Raw genomic sequence first — 21449 nt, forward strand, 5'->3', positions numbered from 1 at the left:
GCGCTCGTGAGCGCCGCGATCGAAGCCCGGCCGAGACCATCGGCCGGGCTTTTTCTTTGGTCGCGCGCTATCGCGCCGCCTGGATCGAGCGCAGCACCTCTTCGCTCGGCCAGCAATCGACCTTGAGGCCTGCCGACTTCTGATAGGCACCGAGCGCGGCGCGCGTCTGCATGCCGGCCTTGCCGTCGATCTTGTCCTTGTAGAGCCCGACGCGCGTGAGCCCACGCTGCATGGTCTCGACATCCCTGGTGCGCAATTGCTTCGAGGCCACCCATGGCGTTGCGAACGGAAGCGGGCTCGTTATGCGGTCGGCAAGGTGCCCGACGAACAGCACATAGAGATCGGAGAAATTGTATTCCTTGATGACGAAGTAGTTCTTCGTCGTCAGGAACGAGGGGCCATAGATGCCTTCCGGCTGGAGCAGCGAGGCCGGCTGCGCCTGTTCAGTGGCACTCAGCTTCTGCCCGCGCACCGGCACGAAACCTTCACGCAGCCACTGGCTGATCGGCTTCGTCACCTCGGGCACGCCGGTGGTGCAATCGACCTTCGACGGCGCCTGCACCTCGTAGGCCCAGCGCACGCCGCTCTGCCAACCCTTGTTGACGAGCTGCTGCGCGGCGGACGCCAGCGCATCCGGCACCGAATGCCAGATGTCGATGCGGCCGTCGCCGTCGAAATCGACGCCGTGCTTGTAATATTCGGACGGCAGGAACTGCGTCAGCCCGGTGGCGCCCGCCCAGGACGAGCGCATGTCCTTGCGCGTCATCACGCCTTCGCCGAGGATCTTCAGCGCAAGGATGAACTCGGTGCGGTATTGATCCTTGCGTCGCCCGACATAGGCCTGCGTCGCCAGCACGCGGACGAGATCGTAAGGCAGCGTGTAGCGGCCGTAATCGGTCTCGCGGCCCCAGATAGCGAGCATCACGGTTGCCGGCACGCCGGACTTCTTCTCGATCTCGCTCAGCGAAGCGCGATATTTCTGCAGCAGCCGCTGCCCCTCGCCCGCAAGCCGCGCGATCGAGGCTTCCTTGACGTAATCGGCCGGCACCTGCACGAACTCGGCCTGCGACGGCGCACCTAGCGCGGGCCGTCCCGGCAGGATGAGATCAGGCAGCTTGTAGTCGGGCTCAAGCCCGCGCGTCTGCTCGTCGAACGTCTTGCGCGAGACGCCTTCTGCCTGCGCCTCCGGCCACAGCGAGGCGATGAACTGCGTGAAGGCCGCATCGGCGGCGCGGGCGGACGACCAGCCGCAGGTGACAACGATCACCGCAGCAATGAGCGCCCGCCGCATCATGCCGGGATCACCGCGTCAGCTTCTTGTACTTCACGCGGTGCGGAATGATGCTGTCCTGGCCGAGCCGGCGCATCTTATCCTTCTCGTAGTCCTGGAAGTTGCCTTCGAACCATTCGACGTGGCTGTCGCCCTCGAAGGCCAGCATGTGGGTCGCGATGCGGTCGAGGAACCAGCGATCATGGCTGATGATGACGGCGCAGCCGGCAAAATCCTCCAGCGCCTCTTCGAGCGCGCGCAGCGTGTCGACGTCGAGGTCGTTGGTCGGCTCGTCGAGCAGCAGGACGTTGGCGCCGGACTTCAGCATCTTGGCGAGATGTACGCGGTTGCGCTCACCGCCGGAGAGCGCACCGACCTTCTTCTGCTGGTCGGCGCCCTTGAAGTTGAAGGCCGAGCAATAGCCGCGCGAGTTCACTTCCTTCTTGCCGAGCAGGATCAGCTCGTTGCCGCCGGAGATCTCCTCCCACACGTTCTTGTTGCCGTCGAGCGCGTCGCGCGACTGGTCGACATAACCGAGATGCACGGTCTCGCCGACCGTGATGGTGCCCTTGTCCGGCGTGTCCTGCTTGGTGATCATCTTGAACAGCGTGGTCTTGCCGGCGCCGTTGGCGCCGATCACGCCCACGATGCCGCCGGGCGGCAGCTTGAAGGTGAGATCGTCGATCAGCAGGCGATCGCCAAAGCCTTTGCTGAGGCCCTCGAAGTCGACCACGTTGGCGCCGAGCCGCTCGGCAACTGGAATGATGATCTGCGCGGTCTGGGTCTGCTTCTCGCTCGCCTGCTTGAGCAAGTCTTCGTAGCGCTGATAGCGCGCCTTGGATTTGGCCTGACGCGCCTTCGGCGACGAGGCGACCCATTCCTGCTCGCGCGCGAGCGTCTTCTGGTGCGCTGCGTCCTCGCGTCCCTCCTGCTCCAGCCGCTTCTGCTTCTGCACCAGCCAGGATGAGTAGTTGCCCTCGTAGGGAATGCCCTTGCCGCGATCGAGCTCGAGGATCCAGCTCGTTACGTTGTCGAGGAAGTAGCGATCGTGGGTGACGATCAGGATCGCGCCGGGATAGTTGCGCAGATGGCCTTCGAGCCAGGACACCGACTCGGCATCGAGATGGTTGGTCGGCTCGTCCAGCAGCAGCAGTTCGGGCTGGTCGAGCAGCAGCTTGCACAGCGCGACGCGGCGGCGCTCACCGCCCGAGAGCTTGGTGACGTCGGCATCGTCGGGCGGGCAGCGCAGCGCGTCCATGGCCTGGTCGACCTTGCTGTCGAGATCCCAGAGGCCCTGGGCCTCGATCTCGTCCTGCAGCTTGGTCATCTCGTCGGCGGTCTCCTCGGAGTAGTTCATCGCCAGCTCGTTGTAGCGATCGAGGATGGCCTTCTGCTTGGCGACGCCCAGCATGACGTTCTCGCGCGCGCTGAGTGCCGGATCGAGATGCGGCTCCTGCTCGAGATAGCCGACACGGGCGCCCTGCGCGACCCAGGCCTCGCCGTTATACTCCTTGTCGAGGCCAGCCATGATCTTGAGCAACGTCGACTTGCCCGAGCCGTTGACGCCGAGCACGCCGATCTTGGCGTCCGGGTAGAACGACAGATGGATGTTATCGAGCACCTTCCGGGTCGGGTAGCTCTTGGTCAGGCCCTGCATGAAATAGATGAACTGGCGCGCCATCGGTCCCGAAAACCTTCGATTTGAGGAAATTTGCTTAGCCTGCGATGTAGCGATCCCGCCCCCAAAGGGCAACGTTTTCCGTCCGTTCACCACGGATGAATACGGGACGGACACCATCCGGTCACCGATCCGGACAATTGAAACCATCTTTTAATAAATCAGGCCGAAAGCTCGGTTTCGCGCGGAAACAGCGCCACCCGCTCAGAACGAACGGGAGCACAGCGAGGCCGCATCATGGCTCTGATCGAGACCAACTCACTTCCTGTTCCGGCAGAAGCCGGCCACGTCTCCGGGCTCGTCTCGGAGGTCATGGGATTCTGGAAGCGCTTCTTCGCCACCGCCTTCAATCCCTACCGGCCCGAACTGCACTACATGCGTGGCCCCGGTCCCGCCTGGCGCGCCAAGCACGGCATGGATGCGCCGTTCCGCCTCAAGCCCCGCGACCTCTGAGCGCCTCCTTCCTATCGGACTTTTGAAGACGCAAGCGGCTTGCGCGCCGTCCTGATTGCGCGCAACCATGGCCTGGTTCCGACGATGGCGCTCGCCCAGCGCCCTCACCTCTCGCCATCAACTCTGGCCTTGGATGAACGCTGATGAGCCGGCTGCGCTGTGCAATTCTCGACGACTATTTCAACCTCGCGCTCGACGTCGCCGACTGGCAGAAACTGTCCGACCGCCTCGACGTCACCGTGTTCAGCCATCCCTTCGCCTCCGAACAGGCCGCAGCCAGCGCGCTGGCCGATTTCGAGATCATCTGCGCGATGCGCGAGCGGACGGCATTTCCGAAGAGCCTGTTCGAGAGCCTGCCGAAGCTGAAGCTGCTGCTCACGTCAGGCATGCGCAATGCCGCGATCGACATGGATGCCGCGAAGGCGCGCGGCGTCACCATCGGCGGCACGCAATATTCGCGCGATCCCACAGCGCCCCTCACCATGGGGCTGATCCTGGAGCTGACCCGCGGCATCGGCCGCGAGAACGCGCGCATGCATGCCGGCGAGCCCTGGCAGACCTTTGCCGGCGTCGAGATCGAGGGCATGACGCTCGGCATTGTCGGGCTCGGCAAGCTCGGCAGCAGGATGGCCGGGATCGCCAAGGCGTTCGGCATGAACGTGATCGCCTGGAGCCCGAACCTCACGCCGGAGAAATGCGCGGCGGCCGGCGTCGGCTACGCCACCAAGGAGGAGCTGTTCGCCAAGGCTGACATCGTCACCATCCATGTGGTGCTGAGCGAGCGCTCGCGCGGGCTGGTCGGCGCCGCCGATCTGGCGCGAATGAAGCCGACCGCGTTCCTCGTCAACACCGCGCGCGGGCCGATCGTGGACGAGCAGGCGCTGCTTGAGGCCTTGCAGCAGAAGAAGATCGCGGGCGCCGGCATCGACGTGTTCGCGGTCGAGCCGCTACCGGTCGACCATCCCTTCCGCAAGCTCGACAACCTCGTGCTGACGCCGCATCTCGGCTACGCCACCGAGGACGGACTGCGCATCCATTATGGCCAGATGGTCGAGGCGATCGACGCCTTCACCGGGGGCCGCGAGCTGCCACGCAAGCTGGCCTGAATGACCAAGCTGGCCTGAATGACGCGGATCCTAAAAAACTGGGGCGTGCCGATGGCACGCCCTTTTTCAATCTGAATATTCTCGACGCGCTTAGCGCACGGTGACCGGCGCAGGCAGCGGCGGCACCACGGTCGGCTGCGTGCCGGGAACCGGACCGGACTGGGCGGCCATCGGAGCCGGACCTGCGGCAGGACCGGGCGCGGGCGCAGCAGAGGCGGTCGCCGTTCCCGGCGGCGAGCCACCCGGCATCACCACCACGCGGGTGCCGACCTTGACGCGATCGAACAGGTCGGAGACGTCCTCGTTCAGCATGCCGATGCAGCCGGACGAGACGAACTTGCCGATGGTCGAGGGCTGGTTGGTACCGTGGATGCGGTAGACCGTCGAGCCGAGATACATCGCGCGGGCGCCGAGCGGATTGCCGGGACCGCCGGCCATGAAGCGCGGCAGATAGGGCTGGCGCTCGATCATCTCGGTCGGCGGATGCCAATCCGGCCACTCGGCCTTGCGGGTGATCTTCTGCACGCCGGTCCAGGTGAAGCCGTCGCGGCCGACGCGGACGCCGTAGCGGATCGCACGGCCGCCTCCGAGCACGTAGTAGAGATAGGTGTTGGGCGTATCGACCACGAGGGTGCCGGCCGGCTCCTTGGTCTGGAACGCGACCTCCTGGCGGCGCAGGTTTTGCGGCAACTGCACCGGCGCGGCATCGGGCTGCTCCTCTGGCGGCAGCGCGGCCATCGTCATCGGCCTTCCATCGGCGCCGACCGGCGGCTGCCCGGCCTGGACCGTTCCGGTCGCGGCGGGACCACCAACGGCCTCCGGCGGACGCATGCCGTCACCGGCGGGGGCCTGACCTTGGCCCGGACGATTGGCGTAGATCACCGGCGGCGGACCGGCGGGGCGGCCGTAGCGGGGATCGTCGGGCGACATCACGGGGCCTTGCGACGGGGCGGCCGAATAGACCGGTGCCCCAGTCGGGCGGCCATAACGCGGATCATCCGGCGACATCACCGGACCCTGCGGCGGCGCGGCCGAGTAGACCGGGGGAGCGCCGACCGGGCGGCCATAGCGCGGATCGTCGGCCGGGCCGGGCGGCGGCAACGATGCCTGCGGCATCGCGTCGTCGTCATCTTCCAGCGCGTCGAAATTCGGCGTGCGGTCGCCGGGCCGATATTCGGCCGGGGCGCCGTAGCTTGGTGCCTGCTGAACCGGATAGCTCTGAGCCTGCGCGAGCGAGGTTCCCGCCGCAGCGACTGTTGCGGCAGCGCATATCGTCAGAAAGTGTTTGATCATCATCGCTCTTGTATAGTCCCCAAGCCCGATCGGACCGTTAACGGCCAGATGGCCGAAGATAGCGGCACATTCAAGACATATCAGGCTTATTTGCGCCGGACCTGCCGATTTGTGATCCGCAAGACTACCGTTGCCCCGTTGCATCACGGGGCGGAAATCAGCTAATGGCGTCAATTGCCGGAGTCTTCGGCCCCGTTTTTTGCGGAACGGGTCGGAATCGTTGCGGTATGTTCGAATCAGCCTGATTCGCCGCCCATTTGAGCTCCCGATCCCCGCGTGGCGAACGCGGCAAACAGTACCGTCACCGCGTTCAGATGGCTCTTGGGCCCTGGCCTCTTCGCCGCCGGGGCGGAAATTCGCAACCGCTCGATGCTTCCCGGCTTTCGCTTCCTGTTTGCCGCGATCCTGCTGTCAGTCTCCATCCTGGTGTTCGGCCTGGGCGCCGCCGCACTGCTGCGGGCGAGCCATGAGCAGTATGTCAGCAACCCCTCCTGGCGGAACGGCCCGCAGGAGCAGGTGTTCGCGCAGGCTCCCGAGCCGGCCCAGCCGGTGCTCGCGGTCCTCCGCGCAGAGCCGGAGCCGACCGCCGAGTCCGAGCCGTCGCTGCGCGACAGGGTGCCGACCATTGGACTGCCCGAAAGCGAGCCCGACCAGGTCGCCGTGCTGACGACCGAGACCGAGGCTCAGTCCCAGGTCGCGGCACCTCCGGCTGACGTCCCGGTCGCCGAACCGGCCAAGGCCGAGACGACGACGGAGGCCGCAGCGCCGGCGCCCGCCGACACGCTCACCCCTGCCGACACCACGGCGTCGATCCCCGCGGCCGAGCCTGCCGCGACCGCCAGCGAGCCGACGCCGGTCGATCCCAGCGCGGCCCTGGCGTCCTCCGCACTCGATGCCGCCTCGGCCAAGCTGGCCGCTTTGAACGAGCCGGCGACGACGGCCGTGAAGGATGCGCCGGCGAAGGCCAAGACCGAGAGCAAGGTCGATAGCAAGGCTGACGACAAGGCGACCAAGCGCAAGGCGAAGGCGAAGAAGCGACACCGCGTGGTGCGACGTCCGCCGCCTCAGCAGCTGCAGCAGCAGCTCGATCCGTTCGGTCAGCCGCAGACGTTCGCGACGACGACCACGCGCACGCGATGATGCGCTTGCTTTACCTCGCCCCGCTTGCGGGGAGGGAGCGCACCTTCAGCGCGGCGATATCCGAATGACTCACGCCGGCCCGGTCGCGATCGGCGGGCCTTTTTCCTGGCCCCATTCCGACCACGAGCCGTCATAGAGCGCGGTGTCGGTGATCCCAAGGCGATAGAGCGCCAGCGTCAGCACGCCGGCCGACACGCCCGAGCCGCAGCTCGTCACGATCGGCGCATCGAGCTTGACGCCGGCGCTGGTGAAGGCGGCTCGCAGATCCTCGAGCGGCTTCATCGTGCCGGTCGCGGCATCGAACAGCTGATTGTAGGGCACGTTTCGCGCGCCGGGGATGTGGCCGGAGCGGATGCCCGCGCGCGGCTCGGGCGCGCGGCCCTCGAAGCGGTCGGCGGCGCGCGCGTCGATCACCTGCTCGGCACGGCTTTCGACATTGGCGACCAGCTGCTGCATGCTGCGCACGCGATTTGAATCGTAGCTCGCCTTGAACGTCTCCGGCTTCGGCTTCACCTCGCCGCTCTCGACCGCTCGCCCCTCGGCGCGCCACTTCTTCAGGCCCCCATTGAGGATGCGCACATTGCCGTGGCCGAAGGCCAGGAACATCCACCATGCGCGCGGCGCGGCAACCCAGCCGCCGGCATCATAGAGCACGACGGTGTCGGCGTTGGAGATGCCGAGACTGCCGATGTCACGGCCGAACTGCTCGGCGCTCGGATACATGTGCGGCAGCGGGTTGGAATGATCCGACACCGCATCGACGTCGAAGAAAACGGCGCCCGGCAGGTGCGCGGCGAGATAATCGTCCTTCGGCAGCGGCAGCACGCCCGGCAGCTTGAAGCTGGCGTCGAGCACTTTGACGTTGGCATCGTTGATGTGGGCGGCGAGCCATTCGGTGGAGACGAGGGGGTCGGTGGCGGTGGTCATGTTTCTGTACTCTCCAATCGTCATGGCCGGGCTCGACCCGGCCATCCATCCTTCTTGAAATGATGGACACGCGGGTCAAGCCCGCGTGTGACAAGTTTTAGCCCTTCTTCTTCGGCTCCCACGCTTCCGTCGGCCCGCCGGCATCGCGCCAGGCGGCGTAGCCGCCCGCGATGTGGGCGACGGGCTTCAGGCCCATGTCCTGCGCGGTCTTGGCCGCGAGTGCGGAGCGCAGGCCGCCGGCGCAGTGGAAGACGAACTTCTTGTCCTCCTGGAAGACCGGCTTGGCGTAGGGGCTCTGCGGATCGATCCAGAATTCCAGCATGCCGCGGGTGCAGGCGAACGCGCCGGGGATGCGGCCGTCGCGCTCGATCTCGCGGGGGTCGCGGATGTCGACGATGACGACATCGCCGTTCTTGGAGATCTCGATGGCGTCTTTGGCGTTGAGCGTCTCGATCTCGGCATTGGCCTCGTCGATCAGCGCCTTGATGCCGCGGGTGATGTTTTGGGGCATGTGGTTCTCCCTCTTCTTTGCTGTCATTCCGGGGCGCGACGAAGTCGCGAACCCGGAATCTCGAGCGGCAGTTGATCATCTCGAGATTCCGGGTTCTCGCTGCGCGAGCCCCGGAATGACGATGGACGGCGCTAGTGCGTCAATTCCTTCATCGCGCCCTCAAGCCCCTCGATCGTGATCGGGTACATGCGGTTGGCGAAGATGCGTTTGATGATGGTGGTCGATTCCGAATAGTCCCAGTGCTTCTGCTGCACCGGGTTGAGCCACACCGCATGCGGATAGGTGCGGATGATGCGGTCGAGCCAGACCGAGCCGGGCTCCTCGTTGACGTGCTCGACCGAGCCGCCGGGCACCATGATCTCGTAAGGCGACATCGAGGCGTCGCCGACGAACACGATCTTGTAGTCGTGCGGATATTTGTGCAGCACGTCCCAGGTCGGCGTGCGGTCGGTGAAACGGCGCTTGTTCTGCTTCCACACGCCTTCATAGAGGCAGTTGTGGAAGTAGAAATACTCCATGTGCTTGAACTCGCTCTTCGCCGCCGAGAACAGCTCCTCGACCTGCTCGATATGCGCGTCCATGGAGCCGCCGATATCGAAGAACACCAGGAGCTTCACCGCATTGCGCCGCTCGGGTCGCATGTGCACGTCGAGATAGCCGTGATTGGCGGTCTCGCGGATGGTGGTGTCGAGATCGAGCTCGTCGGGCGCGCCGGTGCGCGCGAATTTGCGCAGGCGGCGCAGCGCCACCTTGATGTTGCGGATGCCGAGCTCGACATTGCCGTCCAAATCCTTGAACTCGCGCTTGTCCCACACCTTCACGGCGCGGTTGTTGCGGTTCTTCTCCTGGCCGATGCGGACGCCCTCGGGATTGTAGCCGTGCGCGCCGAACGGCGAGGTGCCGGCGGTGCCGATCCACTTCGAGCCACCCTGGTGCCGCCCCTTCTGCTCCTCGAGGCGCTTCTTCAGCGTCTCCATGAGCTTGTCCCAGCCCATGGCCTCGATCTGCTTCTTCTCTTCATCAGTCAGGTATTTTTCGGCAAGCTTCTTCAGCCACTCCTCGGGGATCTCGGCCTTCTCCATGGCGTCGAGCAGATTTTCCAGCCCCTTGAACACCGTGCCGAAGACGCGGTCGAACTTGTCGAGGTTGCGTTCGTCCTTCACCAGCGAGGTGCGGGACAGGTAATAGAAATTCTCGACCGAATAATCCGACAGGTCAGCGTCGAGCGCCTCCATCAGCGTGAGGTATTCGCGCAGCGTCACGGGGACCTGCGCGTCGCGCAGAGAGGTGAAGAATTGCAGGAACATGGGTGACAGATTGCCCGTCGGGTGGCTGACGTCAAGGGGCGGAGACCGCCGCGGGGCGCTGGACCGGGAAGCTTTTTGCTCTAGAATTGGGGCCCTCACGGGGTTGTTTTGGGGACGTTTGCAATGGGAATTGTCGCAGCGCTCATCATCGGCGCGATCGCAGGCTGGCTTGCGGGCAAGATTGTCCACGGGGCGGGATTTGGACTGATCGGCAACATCGTTGTCGGCATCATCGGCGCGCTGGTCGCAAGCTGGGTGTTGCCCCAGCTGCACATTCAGCTGGCAACAGGCACGGTCGGCGCCATCGTGGACGCCACCATCGGCGCGGTGATTGTGCTCGTCATCCTTTCGCTGATAAAACGGGTCTGAAAGCCTGACCGAACCAGGAACGGCCGCCGCGAGCGGCCGTTCCCTTGTCGCGACCGGGGCCCGCGCCTCGCGCCGACGATTACCCAAGGACACGCAATGAAATTTACCGGCACCAAGGACTATGTTGCGACCGACGATCTCAAGGTCGCCGTCAATGCCTCGATCGTGCTGGAGCGCCCGCTGCTCATCAAGGGCGAGCCCGGCACCGGGAAGACCGTGCTGGCGGAGGAAGTCGCCAAGGCGCTGAACGCCCCGCTTCTGACCTGGCACATCAAGTCCACCACCAAGGCGCAGCAGGGCCTCTATGAATACGACGCGGTGTCCCGCCTGCGCGACAGCCAGCTCGGCGACGCGCGCGTGTCCGACATCAAGAACTACATCAAGCGCGGCAAGCTGTGGGAAGCCTTCACGGCCGAACAGCGCCCGGTGCTCTTGATCGACGAGATCGACAAGGCCGACATCGAATTCCCGAACGATCTGCTGCTCGAGCTCGATCGCATGGAATTCCATGTCTACGAGACCGGCGAGACGATCAAGGCCAAGCAGCGCCCGATCATGATGATCACCTCCAACAACGAGAAGGAGCTGCCGGACGCCTTCCTGCGCCGCTGCTTCTTCCACTACATCAAGTTCCCCGATGCCGACACCATGCATCGGATCGTCGACGTCCACTTCCCCGGCATCAAGAAGCGCCTGGTGGAAGAGGCGCTGCGCATCTTCTTCGAAGTGCGCGAGGTGCCCGGGCTGAAGAAGAAGCCGTCGACGTCGGAGCTGCTCGACTGGCTCAAGCTGCTGCTCAACGAGGACATGAGCGTCGAGCAACTGCGCGAACGCGACCCGCGCAAACTGATCCCGCCGCTACATGGCGCGCTGCTCAAGAACGAGCAGGATGTGCATCTGTTCGAGCGGCTGGCGTTTTTGAGCCGACGGGAAGTGTGAGAAGACAGACTTGTAGGATGGGTAGAGCGTAGCGAAACCCATCATCAGCTTTTCCCGGAAAGAGCGAGCGATGGGTTTCGCTTCGCTCTACCCATCCTACGGACCGCATCCGGAGCCCGAGAGTGCGGTGTGACGCACCGCGGCCTCCCCATCGTCATTGCGAGCGGCTTGTCCGCCATAGCCCGAAGAGCGACGGCGGAAGCGCAGCAATCCAGAGTCTTTCCGCAGAGAGATTCTGGATTGCTTCGTCGCAAGGGCTCCTCGCAATGACGGAGCAGGCGGCGTAGCCGCACCCCTCCAACTGACATCCTGATCGCAGACACGCCTTCGCATCCTCGCGGCTCATCTCGCCCGAGCTTTGCTTCAATCGCTCCACCCTCCACAAAGAGGGCGCAGGGAAGGCCGGGTGCTGGCTCGCACCCGCGGTCTGCTGCGCAAAAGGCACACGCAGAAAACCGCACAGCAGCATACAGGTGGTGCCGAACACACGGCCTTCCCTGCGCGATGGTCGGACGGCTTATGCCGTGCTCTCCCGGGAGCCGAACTTTCCTTCTGGCCTCCCTCGCCCCTGCGAATTGACGATGCCGTCCACCCGGTTGGGCTCGCGCACATCTCCGCAAAGGCTTGACCGTGGCAACGACGGCCAAGACCACACGGTTTTGCCGTACGCGCTCAGCGCCGTTCGTCTACACGCGGCCTCGGGCTCACAGGAACTACCCGCCCTGCCCGCTACCTCTCGTGTCGACGCTGCCGCGTCCACCGCAACCCGGCCCGCGTTTCGAACGACTCGCGAACCGCCCCTCTTCGTCGGGCCGGGCTGCTTCGATGTATGCCGCAATTCCGAATTTCGGTAAAGTGGAATATTTTTGCGAGGAGGGGTTGACGGGCTGCGACACAGCCACCTCGTGGGACAAGCTAGCTTCGTAGGATGGGTAGAGCGTAGCGAAACCCATCATCTTGCCGCGCTGGCTGAGGCGCGATGGGTTTCGCTGCGCTCTACCCATCCTACGGCTACTTCAACTGCGCTCTCCGAACTTTGCACCGTCGTCGCATTGCGACAGATCGCCAGCCCAATCTGGCGGATAGTTACCGAGCGCCACGTGGCGATGGAACGACGATGGCGCCCAGTCGCAGACGCGATCGACCAAGCCGTGCTTCACGGGATTGATGTGCACATAGTCGATATGCCGCGCGTAATCCTCTTCGTCGCGGATGGTGTGCTCCCAATAGCGGCGCTGCCAGACGCCGCGCTCCGCTTTACCAGCACGGCTCGGTGAGACTAGCTCGTCGGGCGAGAGCTTCCGGGAGAAGGCTGACTTAATCTGCCTCCAGCGCATGGCGAAATCGGCATCTCCGTTCGGCATTGTCCAGACGGCGTGAAGATGCTCCGGCAGCACGACGATCGCATCGATCGTGAAAGGATGTCGTTGACGCGTTTCACGAAATGCTGCGCGCAACAGGCCGATATTCGCCGTCAAGAGCGATTGCCCACGGTCGAGCAGGTTGACGGTGAAGAAGAAACTTCCGCCCGGGACGAAGTTGCGCCGATAGGAGGTCATACTGCATGATAGCACAACCTCGGAGAATGATCGAGGAAACACTCAACTAAAAACACAAATCTCGTAGGATGGGTAGAGCGCAGCGAAACCCATCGCGCCTTTAGAAATTGCGGCACGATGATGGGTTTCGCTGCGCTCTACCCATCCTACGAACTTCGCCCTACGCCACCGCCGCGTCGGGAATCCTTGCGGCTTCCATCGGCTGCTTGCCGCGGATCAGGTCGGAGGCGCGGTCGGCGATCATCATGGTGGAGGCGTTGAGGTTCGCCGAGATCATGCGCGGCATGACGGAGGCATCGATCACGCGCAGTCCTTCCAGCCCATGGACGCGGAGTTGGTCGTCGACCACCGCCCAGGTCGAATCCGCCGGGCCCATGCGGCAGGTGCAGCCGGGGTGGAAGGTGGTGGTGCCGCGCTCGGTGGCGGCGGCGAGGAATTCGTCGTCGGTGTTGATGTTGGGGCCGGGGAAATCCTCATAGGCGTAATAGGGCGACAGCGGCGCGGACTTCAAAAGGCGCCGCGCGAGCTTCATGCCGCCGACAATGACGCGGCGGTCGAGCTCGGCGTCGAGATAATTGGTCTGGATGATCGGCGGCGCAAACGGATCGTTGGAGCGGATGCGGACATAGCCGCGGCTCTCCGGGCGCTGCTGCCAGGACGCCACCGTCATGCCGGGCTCGTCCTCGAGCTGGCCTTGCACGCCTTCCTTGTAGGACGCCGGCGTGAAGGTGAGCTGCAGGTCGGAACTGTCAGCGCTCTCACCGGAATGCCAGAAGCAATAGACCATGGTCGGCGACAGCGAGAGCAGGCCGCGGCGCGCGGTCGCCCATTTCAGCGCCTCGATCCACAGCGAGAAGCCGCGGCGGAGCTCGTTGATGGTCTTGATGTCCTTCACGCGCGCCACGGTGCGCGGGGCGTAATGGTCCTGCAGGCCCTCACCGACGGGCAGCGCGTGGCGCACGGCGATGCCGTGCTGCTGCAGCAGATCGGGCGAACCCACGCCGGAAAGCTGAAGCAGCTGTGGCGAATTATAGGTGCCGCCGGAGAGGATCACCTCCTTGTTGGCGCGCACCTCCACCGGCGTGCCGCCGCGGCCGCCCTTGGTGTAGCGCACGCCGACGGCGCGCTTGCCCTCGAAGATGATCTCGGTCGCGTGCGCATGGGTGTGCACATGCACGTTCGGCCGCTTCATCGCCGGCTTGAGGAACGCGGTCGCGCCGGAGACGCGCAGGCCCTTGTCGATGGTGCGCTGGCAGTAAGAGACGCCCTCTTGCTTGGCGCCGTTGTAATCGGGATTGCGGGGAATGCCGAGCGAGACCGCGCCTTCCATGAAGGCTTCGCACAGCGGATCGCGCCACTCCATCGTGGTGACGGTGAGGCTGCCGTCGCGGCCGCGATAGGTGTCCTCGCCCTCGCCCACGCGCTTCTCCAGCCGGCGGAAGTAGGGCAGCACGTCGGCATAGCCCCAGCCGCGATTGCCCATCTGCGCCCAGGTGTCGAAATCCATCCGCTGGCCGCGATTGTAGATGTGGCCGTTGATCGAGGACGAGCCGCCGAGCGTCTTGCCGCGCGGCGCGTAGATGCTGCGCCCGCCGGTCCAGGGCCCCGGCTCCTGCTGGTAAGCCCAGTTGATGCTCTTCATGTGGAAGGTCTTGATGAAGCCCGCCGGCAGATGGATGTAGGGATGCCAGTCGGACGGGCCGGCTTCCAGCACGCAGACGCTCACGTTCGGATCTTCGCTCAGCCGGCTGGTGAGCACGCATCCGGCAGAGCCCGCGCCGACGATCACATAATCAAATCTGTCCATGGTGCCTCGGCCGCTCCTAGCGCGGCTTGTCGTTGAGTTGAAATTCCAGATGCGTCTGCACCGTCGGCCATTCGGCCGCGGTGATGCTGTAGACCACGGTGTCGCGCAGCGTGCCGTTCGGCGCGACCTGGTGGCTGCGCAGGACGCCATCCTGCTTGGCGCCCAGGCGCTCGATGGCGCGGCGGCTCTGGTGATTGAAGAAGTGGGTGCGGAATTCGACCGCAATGCAGTTCAGCGTCTCGAAGGCGTGGCGCAGCAGCAGCAATTTGCACTGCGTGTTGAGCGCGCCGCGCTGCGCGCTCTTGCCGTACCAGGTCGAGCCGATCTCGACGCGGCGGTTGGCGGCATCGATGTTCATGTAGGTCGTCATGCCGACGATGTTGCCGCCGGCATCGAACACGGTGAACGGCAGCATCGAGCCCGCGGCCTGCAGCCCCAGGCGCCGGTCGATCTCCTTGGCCATGTTCTCCGGCAGCGGGATCGCGGTGTACCAGAGCTTCGACAGCTCGCCGTCCTTCACGGCCGTCACCAGCCCATCGAGATGCTGATGCGACAGCGGCTCGAGACGGGCGTGCTGTCCACGCAGGGTGATGGGATCGGGCCAGGGCATTTGGGGTCTCTCCTTGCGTCACTGTGCGGCGAGGCATTCCGGGTGCCAGATCCTCATCCTGAGGAGCGCGGAACGCGCGTCTCGAAGGATGAAGGCCCGGCTGGTGGCCTCGCCCTTCGAGACGCGCGCGAAGGGCGCGCTCCTCAGGGTGAGGGTCTGAGAGTTACCTCGCCTCCCGCACAATGACGGCTTGGCTCACTTGTTCAAAAAATTCAACGGCAATCCGCCTCGCGGCCAGTCCATGGCGATCAGCTCGCCCTTGCCTGATAGCGTGATGTAGGCCGTCTTCAGCTCGGGGCCGCCGAAGGCGATGTTGGTGGTGACGCGGTCGCCGGTCGGGACCTGCTCGACCAGCGTGCCGTCGGGTGCGATCACCGAGATGCAGCCGGAGACGAGGGTAGCGACGCAGACATTGCCGCCGGCTTCCACCGCGAGCGAGTCGAACATCTGGTAGCCGCCGAGGCCGCAGATCGGCTTGCCCCGCTCGCCGCGATAGATCACGTCGCGCGGCTTGAGGGTGCCGGGCGCGGAGAGCTCGTAGGCCCACAGCCGCCCGGTCGGCGTCTCCGCGATGTAGACGGTATTCTCATCCGGCGACAGCCCGATGCCGTTCGCCGGCAATATGCCGTGCACGATCTCGACGAGCTCGGTCATCCCGGGCTTGAGATAGTACATGCCGCCGACGTCCATCTCGCGCGCGCGGCGCTTGCCGAGATCGGAGAACCAGAGGCCGCCCTGCTTGTCGAACACCAGATCGTTCGGCCCGCGCAGATCGTGCTCGCCGCATTTGGTGACGATGGTCTCGACCTTGCCGGATTGCAGATCGACGCGCTGGATCGAGCCGCCGAGATAATCGTCGGGCTGCGGGCCCGGCATGATCATGTTGCGGGTCGGGATCCAGGAGAAGCCGCCATTGTTGCAGATGTAGATCTTGCCGTCGGGACCGAGCGCGGCGCCGTTCGGGCCGCCCGGAATCTTCGCGACGATCTCCTTGCGGCCGTCGGGATAAACGCGGGTCAGGCGCTGGCCGCGGATCTCCACCAGCACGACCGAGCCGTCCGGCATCACGACCGGCCCTTCGGGAAATTCGAGGTCGGTGGCGAGAACACGGACGTCAGACATTGTGGGACCCTCCCGGCTGCTTGTTATGGCTTGCACGGGATGTCCGGCACGGGCCCCACACGCAAGATTTGCCTGCGGTTATGACAAAGTCGCCTCGGCTTGCCAAGCAAGCGGGATGGTATGCCAGCGTTGCGGAAGCCTTAACGCTTCACCGGCAGCCAGATCTCGAAGCCGCCATTGCCGGTTGCGGGTTCGAACGCCTCGTCGTAGCGCTCGAAGCTCGGCGCGTCCGCGGCCGTCAAACCCGAGGCGGGCAGCCATCGATTCCAGATCGTGTTGACGGTGCGGCGGATCGAGGCGACGTGCTCGGTATGCGCGAACACCGCATAGCGCTGCTCGGGAATGCGGATGCGGGCGAAGCGTCGCGGCAGATCCGAGAACTCGGCGACCTCGACGCCTGCGATGTAGTCGAAATTGCCGGAATCGTCGCCGTTGCAGCAGACGCCGTAGGCGACCTGTCCGACCCTCGATGGAATATCGGCGACCTCCTGATGAAAGCGATGCCACAGGCCGGGGATGACGGCGCCGTTGTCGCAGGAGATGCGCTCACCGGGACCGGCGACGAGCAACGCCCGCGCGGTCTCGAAGCGCGGCGGGGCGAGATGGTCGAGCATGGTGGAGTCCATGAGGATCGGCTCCTGAAGCTTGAGGTCATTGGCGCACATTGCCGCCCTGACCGCTTCGGGCGTGGTGCCGAATTGGTCGCGGAACGCGCGGGTGAATGCTTCGTGCGAGCCGTAGTCGGCCTCCAGCGCGACACTGAGGATGTTCGGCGCGCCGTTCGCGAGAAGCCGCGCCGCTTCCGTCAGCCGCCGCGCGCGGACGTAGCGCATCACCGGAAGTCCAGTGGCTGCGGCAAACGCGCGCACGATGTGGAACCGCGACACGCCCGAGATCGCAGCGATCTCGTCGAGCGTCATCGGCTCGGCCAGATGGCTCTCGATATACCAGAGCGCGCGCTGGGCAGGGTTCATGGCAGCTCAACCCTCGTTCGAAGCGTGACGATGATGCGCCGTCAGCGCCGGCTTCGCTTGATCGGCATTGCTGTCCTCGCGTGAGGATAGTCCGGGAATGGCCACTGGCAACGCCCTGGCGTTCGCGGCTAGACTGTTTCGAAACCGCTCACGAGAAAGAGGAACCCGCGTCATGGAAATCACCGATGTGCGGGCGCACCAAATCCGCATCCCCTATGACGCCGGCGTTGCGAGCTTTCGCCAGGGCGCGTCCGCGATCACCGCCCTCGACATGGTGCTGATCGAGGTCACCACCGATGCCGGACTGACCGGTTGGGGCGACGCGTTCGCCTATGTCTGCCCGCGCACCACGCGCAGCGCCGTCGAGGAAATGATCGCACCGCAGGCCCGCGGGCTGAAAGTGCCCGATGCGGCCGGCATCCCCGCCGTGATGGAGCAGATCCAGCGCAATCTGCATCTGTTCGGCCGCTACGGCATCACCATGTTCGCGATCTCGGGGCTCGACATCGCGCTCTGGGATCTTGCTGCCAAGGTCGAGGGCGTGCCCCTGCATCGCCTGCTCGGCGAGACCAGGCGCACGGCCATTCCCGCCTATGCGAGCCTGCTGCGGATCGGCTCGCCCGACAACATCGCGGCCGAATGCAGGAAGGCGCTCGCGCTCGGCTATGGGGCAATCAAGCTGCACGAGACCACGGCGCCGGCGGTGTTCGCCGCGCGGGAGGCGATCGGGCCGACCATTCCGCTGATGGTCGACATGAACTGCCCGCTGACGGCCGAGCAGGCGATCGCGTTCGCAACGACCTGCCGCGACGCACGGCCGATGTTTCTGGAGGAGCCGGTGTGGCCGCCGGAAGACTTCGCCGCGCTCGCCGAGGTCCGCAGCAAGGGCGGGCTCGGCATCGCCGCCGGCGAGAATGCCTGCACCGAATATCAATTCCGCCAGATATTGCAGGCCGGCGCGGTGAGCCACGCCCAGCCGTCGGTGACCAAGGTCGGCGGCATCACGGAATTTCTGAAGATCGCGGCGCTCGCCGATCAACTCGGCGTCAAGATCGTGCCGCACTCGCCGTATTTCGGTCCGGGCCTGCTCGCGACGCTGCACCTTCTGGCGACACGCGAGGACGGGCTGGTCGAGATGTTCTATCTCAAGCGCGAGGCCTGCCTCTGGGGCGGCCGCGCGGACAGCGATGCCACCGGCCATGTCGCGGTGCCCTCGGGCGTGGGGCTCGGCTATGAGCCCGATCGGGACGTGATGGAGCGATATCGCGTGACGTGAGCGGCGCGCTTATTTCGCGTCCTTCGCCGGCGGCGCGTCCTGCTTCTTCTTCAAATCCTCGGCCGTCTTCACCTGGACCTGGGCGGCCTGGAGATCGCCGAGCGTCTTCTGCAAGCCGGCGAGGTTCGTCTTCAACGCGTCGATCTGGCGGTTTGCTGCATCCAGCTTCTGCTGGTGGTCGAGCGTGAGCTTGGTGATCGCCTTCTGCAGGAAGTCGACATTGCTCTGCAGGCAGCTGGTGCGCCGCTCCATGGTCTTCTCGACCGTGCAGATCTCGATGCCGGGCACGTCCTGCGCGTGCATCGGCGCATTCGCCAGCGTTGCGAGCAGCAATATCGCGAAACAAACGCCGGCGTTTCGAAGCAGCATGAAGGGTTCCTCGTCCAATCGATCACGGCAATGTGCGCTGTTTGCGCACAGCCACTCAAGGCTACCACACTCGCACCGCATTCTCGCGTTGAGCTTGCATCGTTCCCTTGGACGGGGAACGATGATCCGCACGCGGAAGAAGTGGGCGCTGTTCCGCGGCTTTGTTTAGGGGAGATTTTTGGAATGGCAACGCGCGATAGACGACTGGCGGAATTCGACGGCGCCGGAGAACCACCGCCGGGCCTTGCGCTCGAAGTGCTGTGCGAGGATCACAGCGGGACGTACCAGCTGCCGTTCGCCTGCCGTTATGTCGAGGGCCGCTGGCAGAACAACGAAGCCGGCATCGCGGTCGAAGCGACCGTCATAGGCTGGCGCCTGCCGCGCGTGAGGCAGCGCGGGGCCGCCTGACGCCCATTTTTGTTCCAAAATGCAACGGGGCCGCGCTCCGTCTTAACCTTCGGAACGCGGCCCGAACGAATCACGTCCGAATCAGCCGAACGACCGCGTACGCAGCTGTTCACGGCTAGATGTCGATGCGGCTTGGCCGGTGCGTACAATATCTGCGCAGCACGGCGGACCGCCCGGGACTGGCACGGGCGCCAAAGGTTAATCGCGACAAGGACATAGCTCGCGGGCCGCCCTGGCCAGTCCCCGCCCTCGAAACGAGCAGGGCTTCGCGCTGCCTGCCTAATATTCGACCTCGAGCTCCTCGATCTCGGCCGGCTCCTCCCTCGCCGCCGCGATCCATTCCTTCATCTCATCCATCGCCATGATGGTGTCGGCGTAGGCCTTCAGCTGCGGCTCGAGCTTGACGTCATAGGTGACGAAGCGCGTCACCACCGGCGCGTACATCGCATCCGCCATGGTGCGCCGCTCGCCGAACAGGAACGGGCCGCCCGACCTCTCCAGGCAGTCGCGCCAGATCGACCAGACCCGGTCGATGTCGGCCTGCGCGCGCGACCAGATCTTGAAGCCGGGGAAATGTCCTTTCAGATTCACCGGCAGCGAGGCGCGCAAGGTGGTGAAGCCGGAATGGATTTCGCCGCAGATTGAGCGGCAATGCGCGCGCTGCACGCGATCATCAGGCAGCAGGCCGGCTGACGGCATCGCCTCGTTGAGGTATTCGGCGATCGCCAGCGTATCCCACACCACCGCACCGTCGTGCCGCAGACACGGCACCAGGATCGACGACGACAGCAAGAGGATTTCGGCGCGCGCCGACGGATCGTCCGGCGCGGTGACGATTTCCTCGAAATCGAGCCCGGAGAATTTCGTCAGCAGCCAGCCGCGCAGCGACCAGGACGAGTAGTTCTTGCTGCTGATGGTCAGTGTCGCCTTTGCCATATGGCCCCTTCCCTCACGCCTGGGAGCGCACTGCCGCGCGTGCGTGCCCCGTCCTTCCCGCCCAAAGAGCAGCAAGCGACGTGCCAATTTTCCCGGCGGTCCGGCCCCCATCTGGCTTCGATATTGCATCAAGACGGGGGGACAGGTGGGCACTTCAGTATGATGTCGATGTATTATCAGGCTTTTCAGAACCAGATGGACCTGGCGGCGCCGTGGCGCGCGGGGGCTTCGTCCGCGCTCAGATTCCTCAATCTGGTGCCGCAGGGCATGTCGGACCAGGTCGTCGGCCGGCTGTCGGCGGCGCTGGAGCTGATCTCGCGCTCCACCCTCACCTATCATCGCCCGGCCTACGGCATCGACAGCGTCATGGTCGGCAATCGCGAAGTCGCCGTCACCGAGGAGATCGCCTACGCGACACCGTTCGGCTCGCTGCTGCACTTCAGGAAGGACGGCGTGACGGAGCAGCCGCGCATGCTGCTGGTGGCGCCGATGTCCGGCCATTTCGCAACGCTGCTGCGCGGCACCGTTCAGACGCTGCTGCAGGACCACGACGTCTACATCACCGACTGGCACAATCCGCGCGACATCCCGCGCAGCGAGGGCCGCTTCGGGCTCGACGACTACACCGAGCATCTGATCGATTTCCTCGGACAGCTCGGCCCGCGCCCGCACATGGTGGCGATCTGCCAGCCGTCGGTGTCGGCGCTCGCCGCCGCCGCGATCATGTGCGAGGACAACCATCCCTCGCGCCCGGCGACGCTGACGCTGATGGCTGGGCCGATCGATACCCGCATCCAGCCGACCAGGGTCAACGACTTCGCCAAGAGCAAGCCGATCGAATGGTTCGAGCGGAACCTGATCAACTACGTGCCAATGCAGTGCCGCGGCGCCTTGCGGAAAGTCTATCCCGGCTTCGTGCAGCTCACCGCCTTCGTCTCGATGAACCTCGAGCGCCACATCAAGCAGCACATGGATCTCGCCAACCACATCGCCAAGGGCGAGAAGGACAAGGCCGCGACCATCAAGACCTTCTACGACGAATATTTCGCCGTGATGGACCTGCCGGCCGAGTTCTACATCGAGACTGTGCGCGACGTGTTCCAGGAGCACCTGTTGCCGCAAGGCAGACTGATGCATCGCGGCCGCCCGGTGAACACCCGGGCCGTCGGCCGCATGGGGCTGATGACGGTCGAAGGCGAGAAGGACGACATCTGCTCGATCGGCCAGACACTCGCCGCGCAGGACCTCTGCACCGGCGTGCGCGCCTATCGGCGCGTCCACCACATGCAGGCCGGCGTCGGCCATTACGGCGTATTCTCAGGCCGGCGCTGGAACAACGAGATCTATCCGCTGCTGCGGGATTTCGTGCACGTGAATTCGTGACACCACGCCGCG

The 21449-nt window shown here is 65.0% G+C and carries 21 protein-coding genes; 8 read left to right on the top strand and 13 right to left on the bottom strand.

Annotated elements, in window-relative coordinates; genetic code table 11:
• Positions 1-67 precede the first annotated feature (67 nt).
• Both CV770_RS26395 and ettA read right to left on the bottom strand, forming a co-directional pair.
• Entirely contained in the window at positions 68-1294 is a 1227-nt protein-coding gene (locus tag CV770_RS26395; protein WP_104464443.1) for a lytic murein transglycosylase, read from the bottom strand.
• Between the two features lie 7 nt (positions 1295-1301).
• Positions 1302-2951, bottom strand: a complete 1650-nt coding sequence (gene ettA / locus CV770_RS26400; RefSeq protein WP_091966139.1) for an energy-dependent translational throttle protein EttA — start codon at positions 2949-2951, stop codon at positions 1302-1304.
• 234 nt (positions 2952-3185) lie between these two features.
• Here ettA and CV770_RS26405 point away from each other — a divergent pair, with 234 nt between their 5' ends.
• Positions 3186-3401 carry a hypothetical protein gene (locus CV770_RS26405; RefSeq protein ID WP_104464444.1) on the top strand — a complete coding sequence of 72 codons (216 nt, stop codon included), beginning with the start codon at positions 3186-3188 and terminating at the stop codon, positions 3399-3401.
• Between the two features lie 143 nt (positions 3402-3544).
• A complete protein-coding gene (locus CV770_RS26410; RefSeq protein ID WP_104464445.1) occupies positions 3545-4507 on the top strand; it encodes a D-2-hydroxyacid dehydrogenase family protein in 963 nt (320 codons plus the stop codon).
• A 90-nt stretch (positions 4508-4597) separates the two neighbouring features.
• Here CV770_RS26410 and CV770_RS26415 read toward each other — a convergent pair whose 3' ends face one another.
• Complete coding sequence (locus CV770_RS26415; RefSeq protein ID WP_201760049.1) at positions 4598-5800, bottom strand: L,D-transpeptidase family protein; 1203 nt, start codon at positions 5798-5800, stop codon at positions 4598-4600.
• Between the two features lie 369 nt (positions 5801-6169).
• Here CV770_RS26415 and CV770_RS26420 point away from each other — a divergent pair, with 369 nt between their 5' ends.
• Positions 6170-6940 (top strand): hypothetical protein, encoded by a 771-nt coding sequence (locus CV770_RS26420; RefSeq protein WP_201760053.1) that lies wholly within the window; start codon positions 6170-6172, stop codon positions 6938-6940.
• Positions 6941-7009: 69 nt separating this feature from the next.
• On the opposite strand, the gene sseA is transcribed toward CV770_RS26420, so the two are convergent.
• The 3 genes from sseA to CV770_RS26435 form a co-directional block, all read right to left on the bottom strand.
• A complete protein-coding gene (gene sseA / locus CV770_RS26425; protein ID WP_104464448.1) occupies positions 7010-7867 on the bottom strand; it encodes a 3-mercaptopyruvate sulfurtransferase in 858 nt (285 codons plus the stop codon).
• Between the two features lie 97 nt (positions 7868-7964).
• Complete coding sequence (locus tag CV770_RS26430; protein ID WP_028145610.1) at positions 7965-8378, bottom strand: rhodanese-like domain-containing protein; 414 nt, start codon at positions 8376-8378, stop codon at positions 7965-7967.
• Between the two features lie 131 nt (positions 8379-8509).
• Positions 8510-9685, bottom strand: a complete 1176-nt coding sequence (locus CV770_RS26435) for a vWA domain-containing protein (RefSeq protein WP_104464449.1) — start codon at positions 9683-9685, stop codon at positions 8510-8512.
• Between the two features lie 123 nt (positions 9686-9808).
• Here CV770_RS26435 and CV770_RS26440 point away from each other — a divergent pair, with 123 nt between their 5' ends.
• Both CV770_RS26440 and CV770_RS26445 read left to right on the top strand, forming a co-directional pair.
• The gene (locus tag CV770_RS26440) at positions 9809-10054 is read left to right on the top strand and encodes a GlsB/YeaQ/YmgE family stress response membrane protein (protein WP_018318587.1); all 246 of its coding nucleotides are present in this window, start codon (positions 9809-9811) and stop codon (positions 10052-10054) included.
• A 96-nt stretch (positions 10055-10150) separates the two neighbouring features.
• Positions 10151-10993, top strand: coding sequence for an AAA family ATPase (locus CV770_RS26445; protein WP_018318586.1), 843 nt, complete (start codon positions 10151-10153; stop codon positions 10991-10993).
• Positions 10994-12009: 1016 nt separating this feature from the next.
• Here the strand turns inward: CV770_RS26445 and CV770_RS26455 are convergent.
• From CV770_RS26455 to CV770_RS26475, 5 genes are all read right to left on the bottom strand, one after another.
• On the bottom strand, positions 12010-12552 hold the full coding sequence (locus CV770_RS26455) for an REP-associated tyrosine transposase (RefSeq protein WP_091966313.1): 543 nt from the start codon (positions 12550-12552) through the stop codon (positions 12010-12012).
• Between the two features lie 160 nt (positions 12553-12712).
• Positions 12713-14359 carry a GMC family oxidoreductase gene (locus CV770_RS26460; RefSeq protein WP_104464450.1) on the bottom strand — a complete coding sequence of 549 codons (1647 nt, stop codon included), beginning with the start codon at positions 14357-14359 and terminating at the stop codon, positions 12713-12715.
• Between the two features lie 16 nt (positions 14360-14375).
• Complete coding sequence (locus CV770_RS26465; protein ID WP_091966315.1) at positions 14376-14969, bottom strand: GNAT family N-acetyltransferase; 594 nt, start codon at positions 14967-14969, stop codon at positions 14376-14378.
• 195 nt (positions 14970-15164) lie between these two features.
• Entirely contained in the window at positions 15165-16091 is a 927-nt protein-coding gene (locus CV770_RS26470) for an SMP-30/gluconolactonase/LRE family protein (RefSeq protein WP_104464451.1), read from the bottom strand.
• Between the two features lie 140 nt (positions 16092-16231).
• The gene (locus CV770_RS26475; RefSeq protein WP_104464452.1) at positions 16232-17065 is read right to left on the bottom strand and encodes an AraC family transcriptional regulator; all 834 of its coding nucleotides are present in this window, start codon (positions 17063-17065) and stop codon (positions 16232-16234) included.
• A 172-nt stretch (positions 17066-17237) separates the two neighbouring features.
• On the opposite strand from CV770_RS26475, the gene CV770_RS26480 reads away from it, so the two are divergent.
• Positions 17238-18341 carry a mandelate racemase/muconate lactonizing enzyme family protein gene (locus tag CV770_RS26480; RefSeq protein ID WP_104464453.1) on the top strand — a complete coding sequence of 368 codons (1104 nt, stop codon included), beginning with the start codon at positions 17238-17240 and terminating at the stop codon, positions 18339-18341.
• A gap of 9 nt (positions 18342-18350) precedes the next feature.
• On the opposite strand, the gene CV770_RS26485 is transcribed toward CV770_RS26480, so the two are convergent.
• A complete protein-coding gene (locus CV770_RS26485; RefSeq protein WP_104464469.1) occupies positions 18351-18710 on the bottom strand; it encodes a hypothetical protein in 360 nt (119 codons plus the stop codon).
• Between the two features lie 183 nt (positions 18711-18893).
• Between CV770_RS26485 and CV770_RS26490 the strand changes: the two genes are divergently transcribed.
• Positions 18894-19118 (top strand): hypothetical protein, encoded by a 225-nt coding sequence (locus CV770_RS26490; protein ID WP_091966320.1) that lies wholly within the window; start codon positions 18894-18896, stop codon positions 19116-19118.
• Between the two features lie 279 nt (positions 19119-19397).
• Here CV770_RS26490 and CV770_RS26495 read toward each other — a convergent pair whose 3' ends face one another.
• Positions 19398-20054: a glutathione S-transferase family protein gene (locus tag CV770_RS26495; RefSeq protein ID WP_104464454.1), complete on the bottom strand. Its 657-nt coding sequence runs from the start codon at positions 20052-20054 to the stop codon at positions 19398-19400.
• A 159-nt stretch (positions 20055-20213) separates the two neighbouring features.
• On the opposite strand from CV770_RS26495, the gene CV770_RS26500 reads away from it, so the two are divergent.
• Complete coding sequence (locus CV770_RS26500) at positions 20214-21437, top strand: polyhydroxyalkanoate depolymerase (RefSeq protein WP_104464455.1); 1224 nt, start codon at positions 20214-20216, stop codon at positions 21435-21437.
• The last annotated feature ends 12 nt before the right edge of the window (positions 21438-21449 follow it).

It is taken from the genome of Bradyrhizobium sp. AC87j1 (genome assembly GCF_002936975.1).
Classification (GTDB): domain Bacteria; phylum Pseudomonadota; class Alphaproteobacteria; order Rhizobiales; family Xanthobacteraceae; genus Bradyrhizobium; species Bradyrhizobium shewense.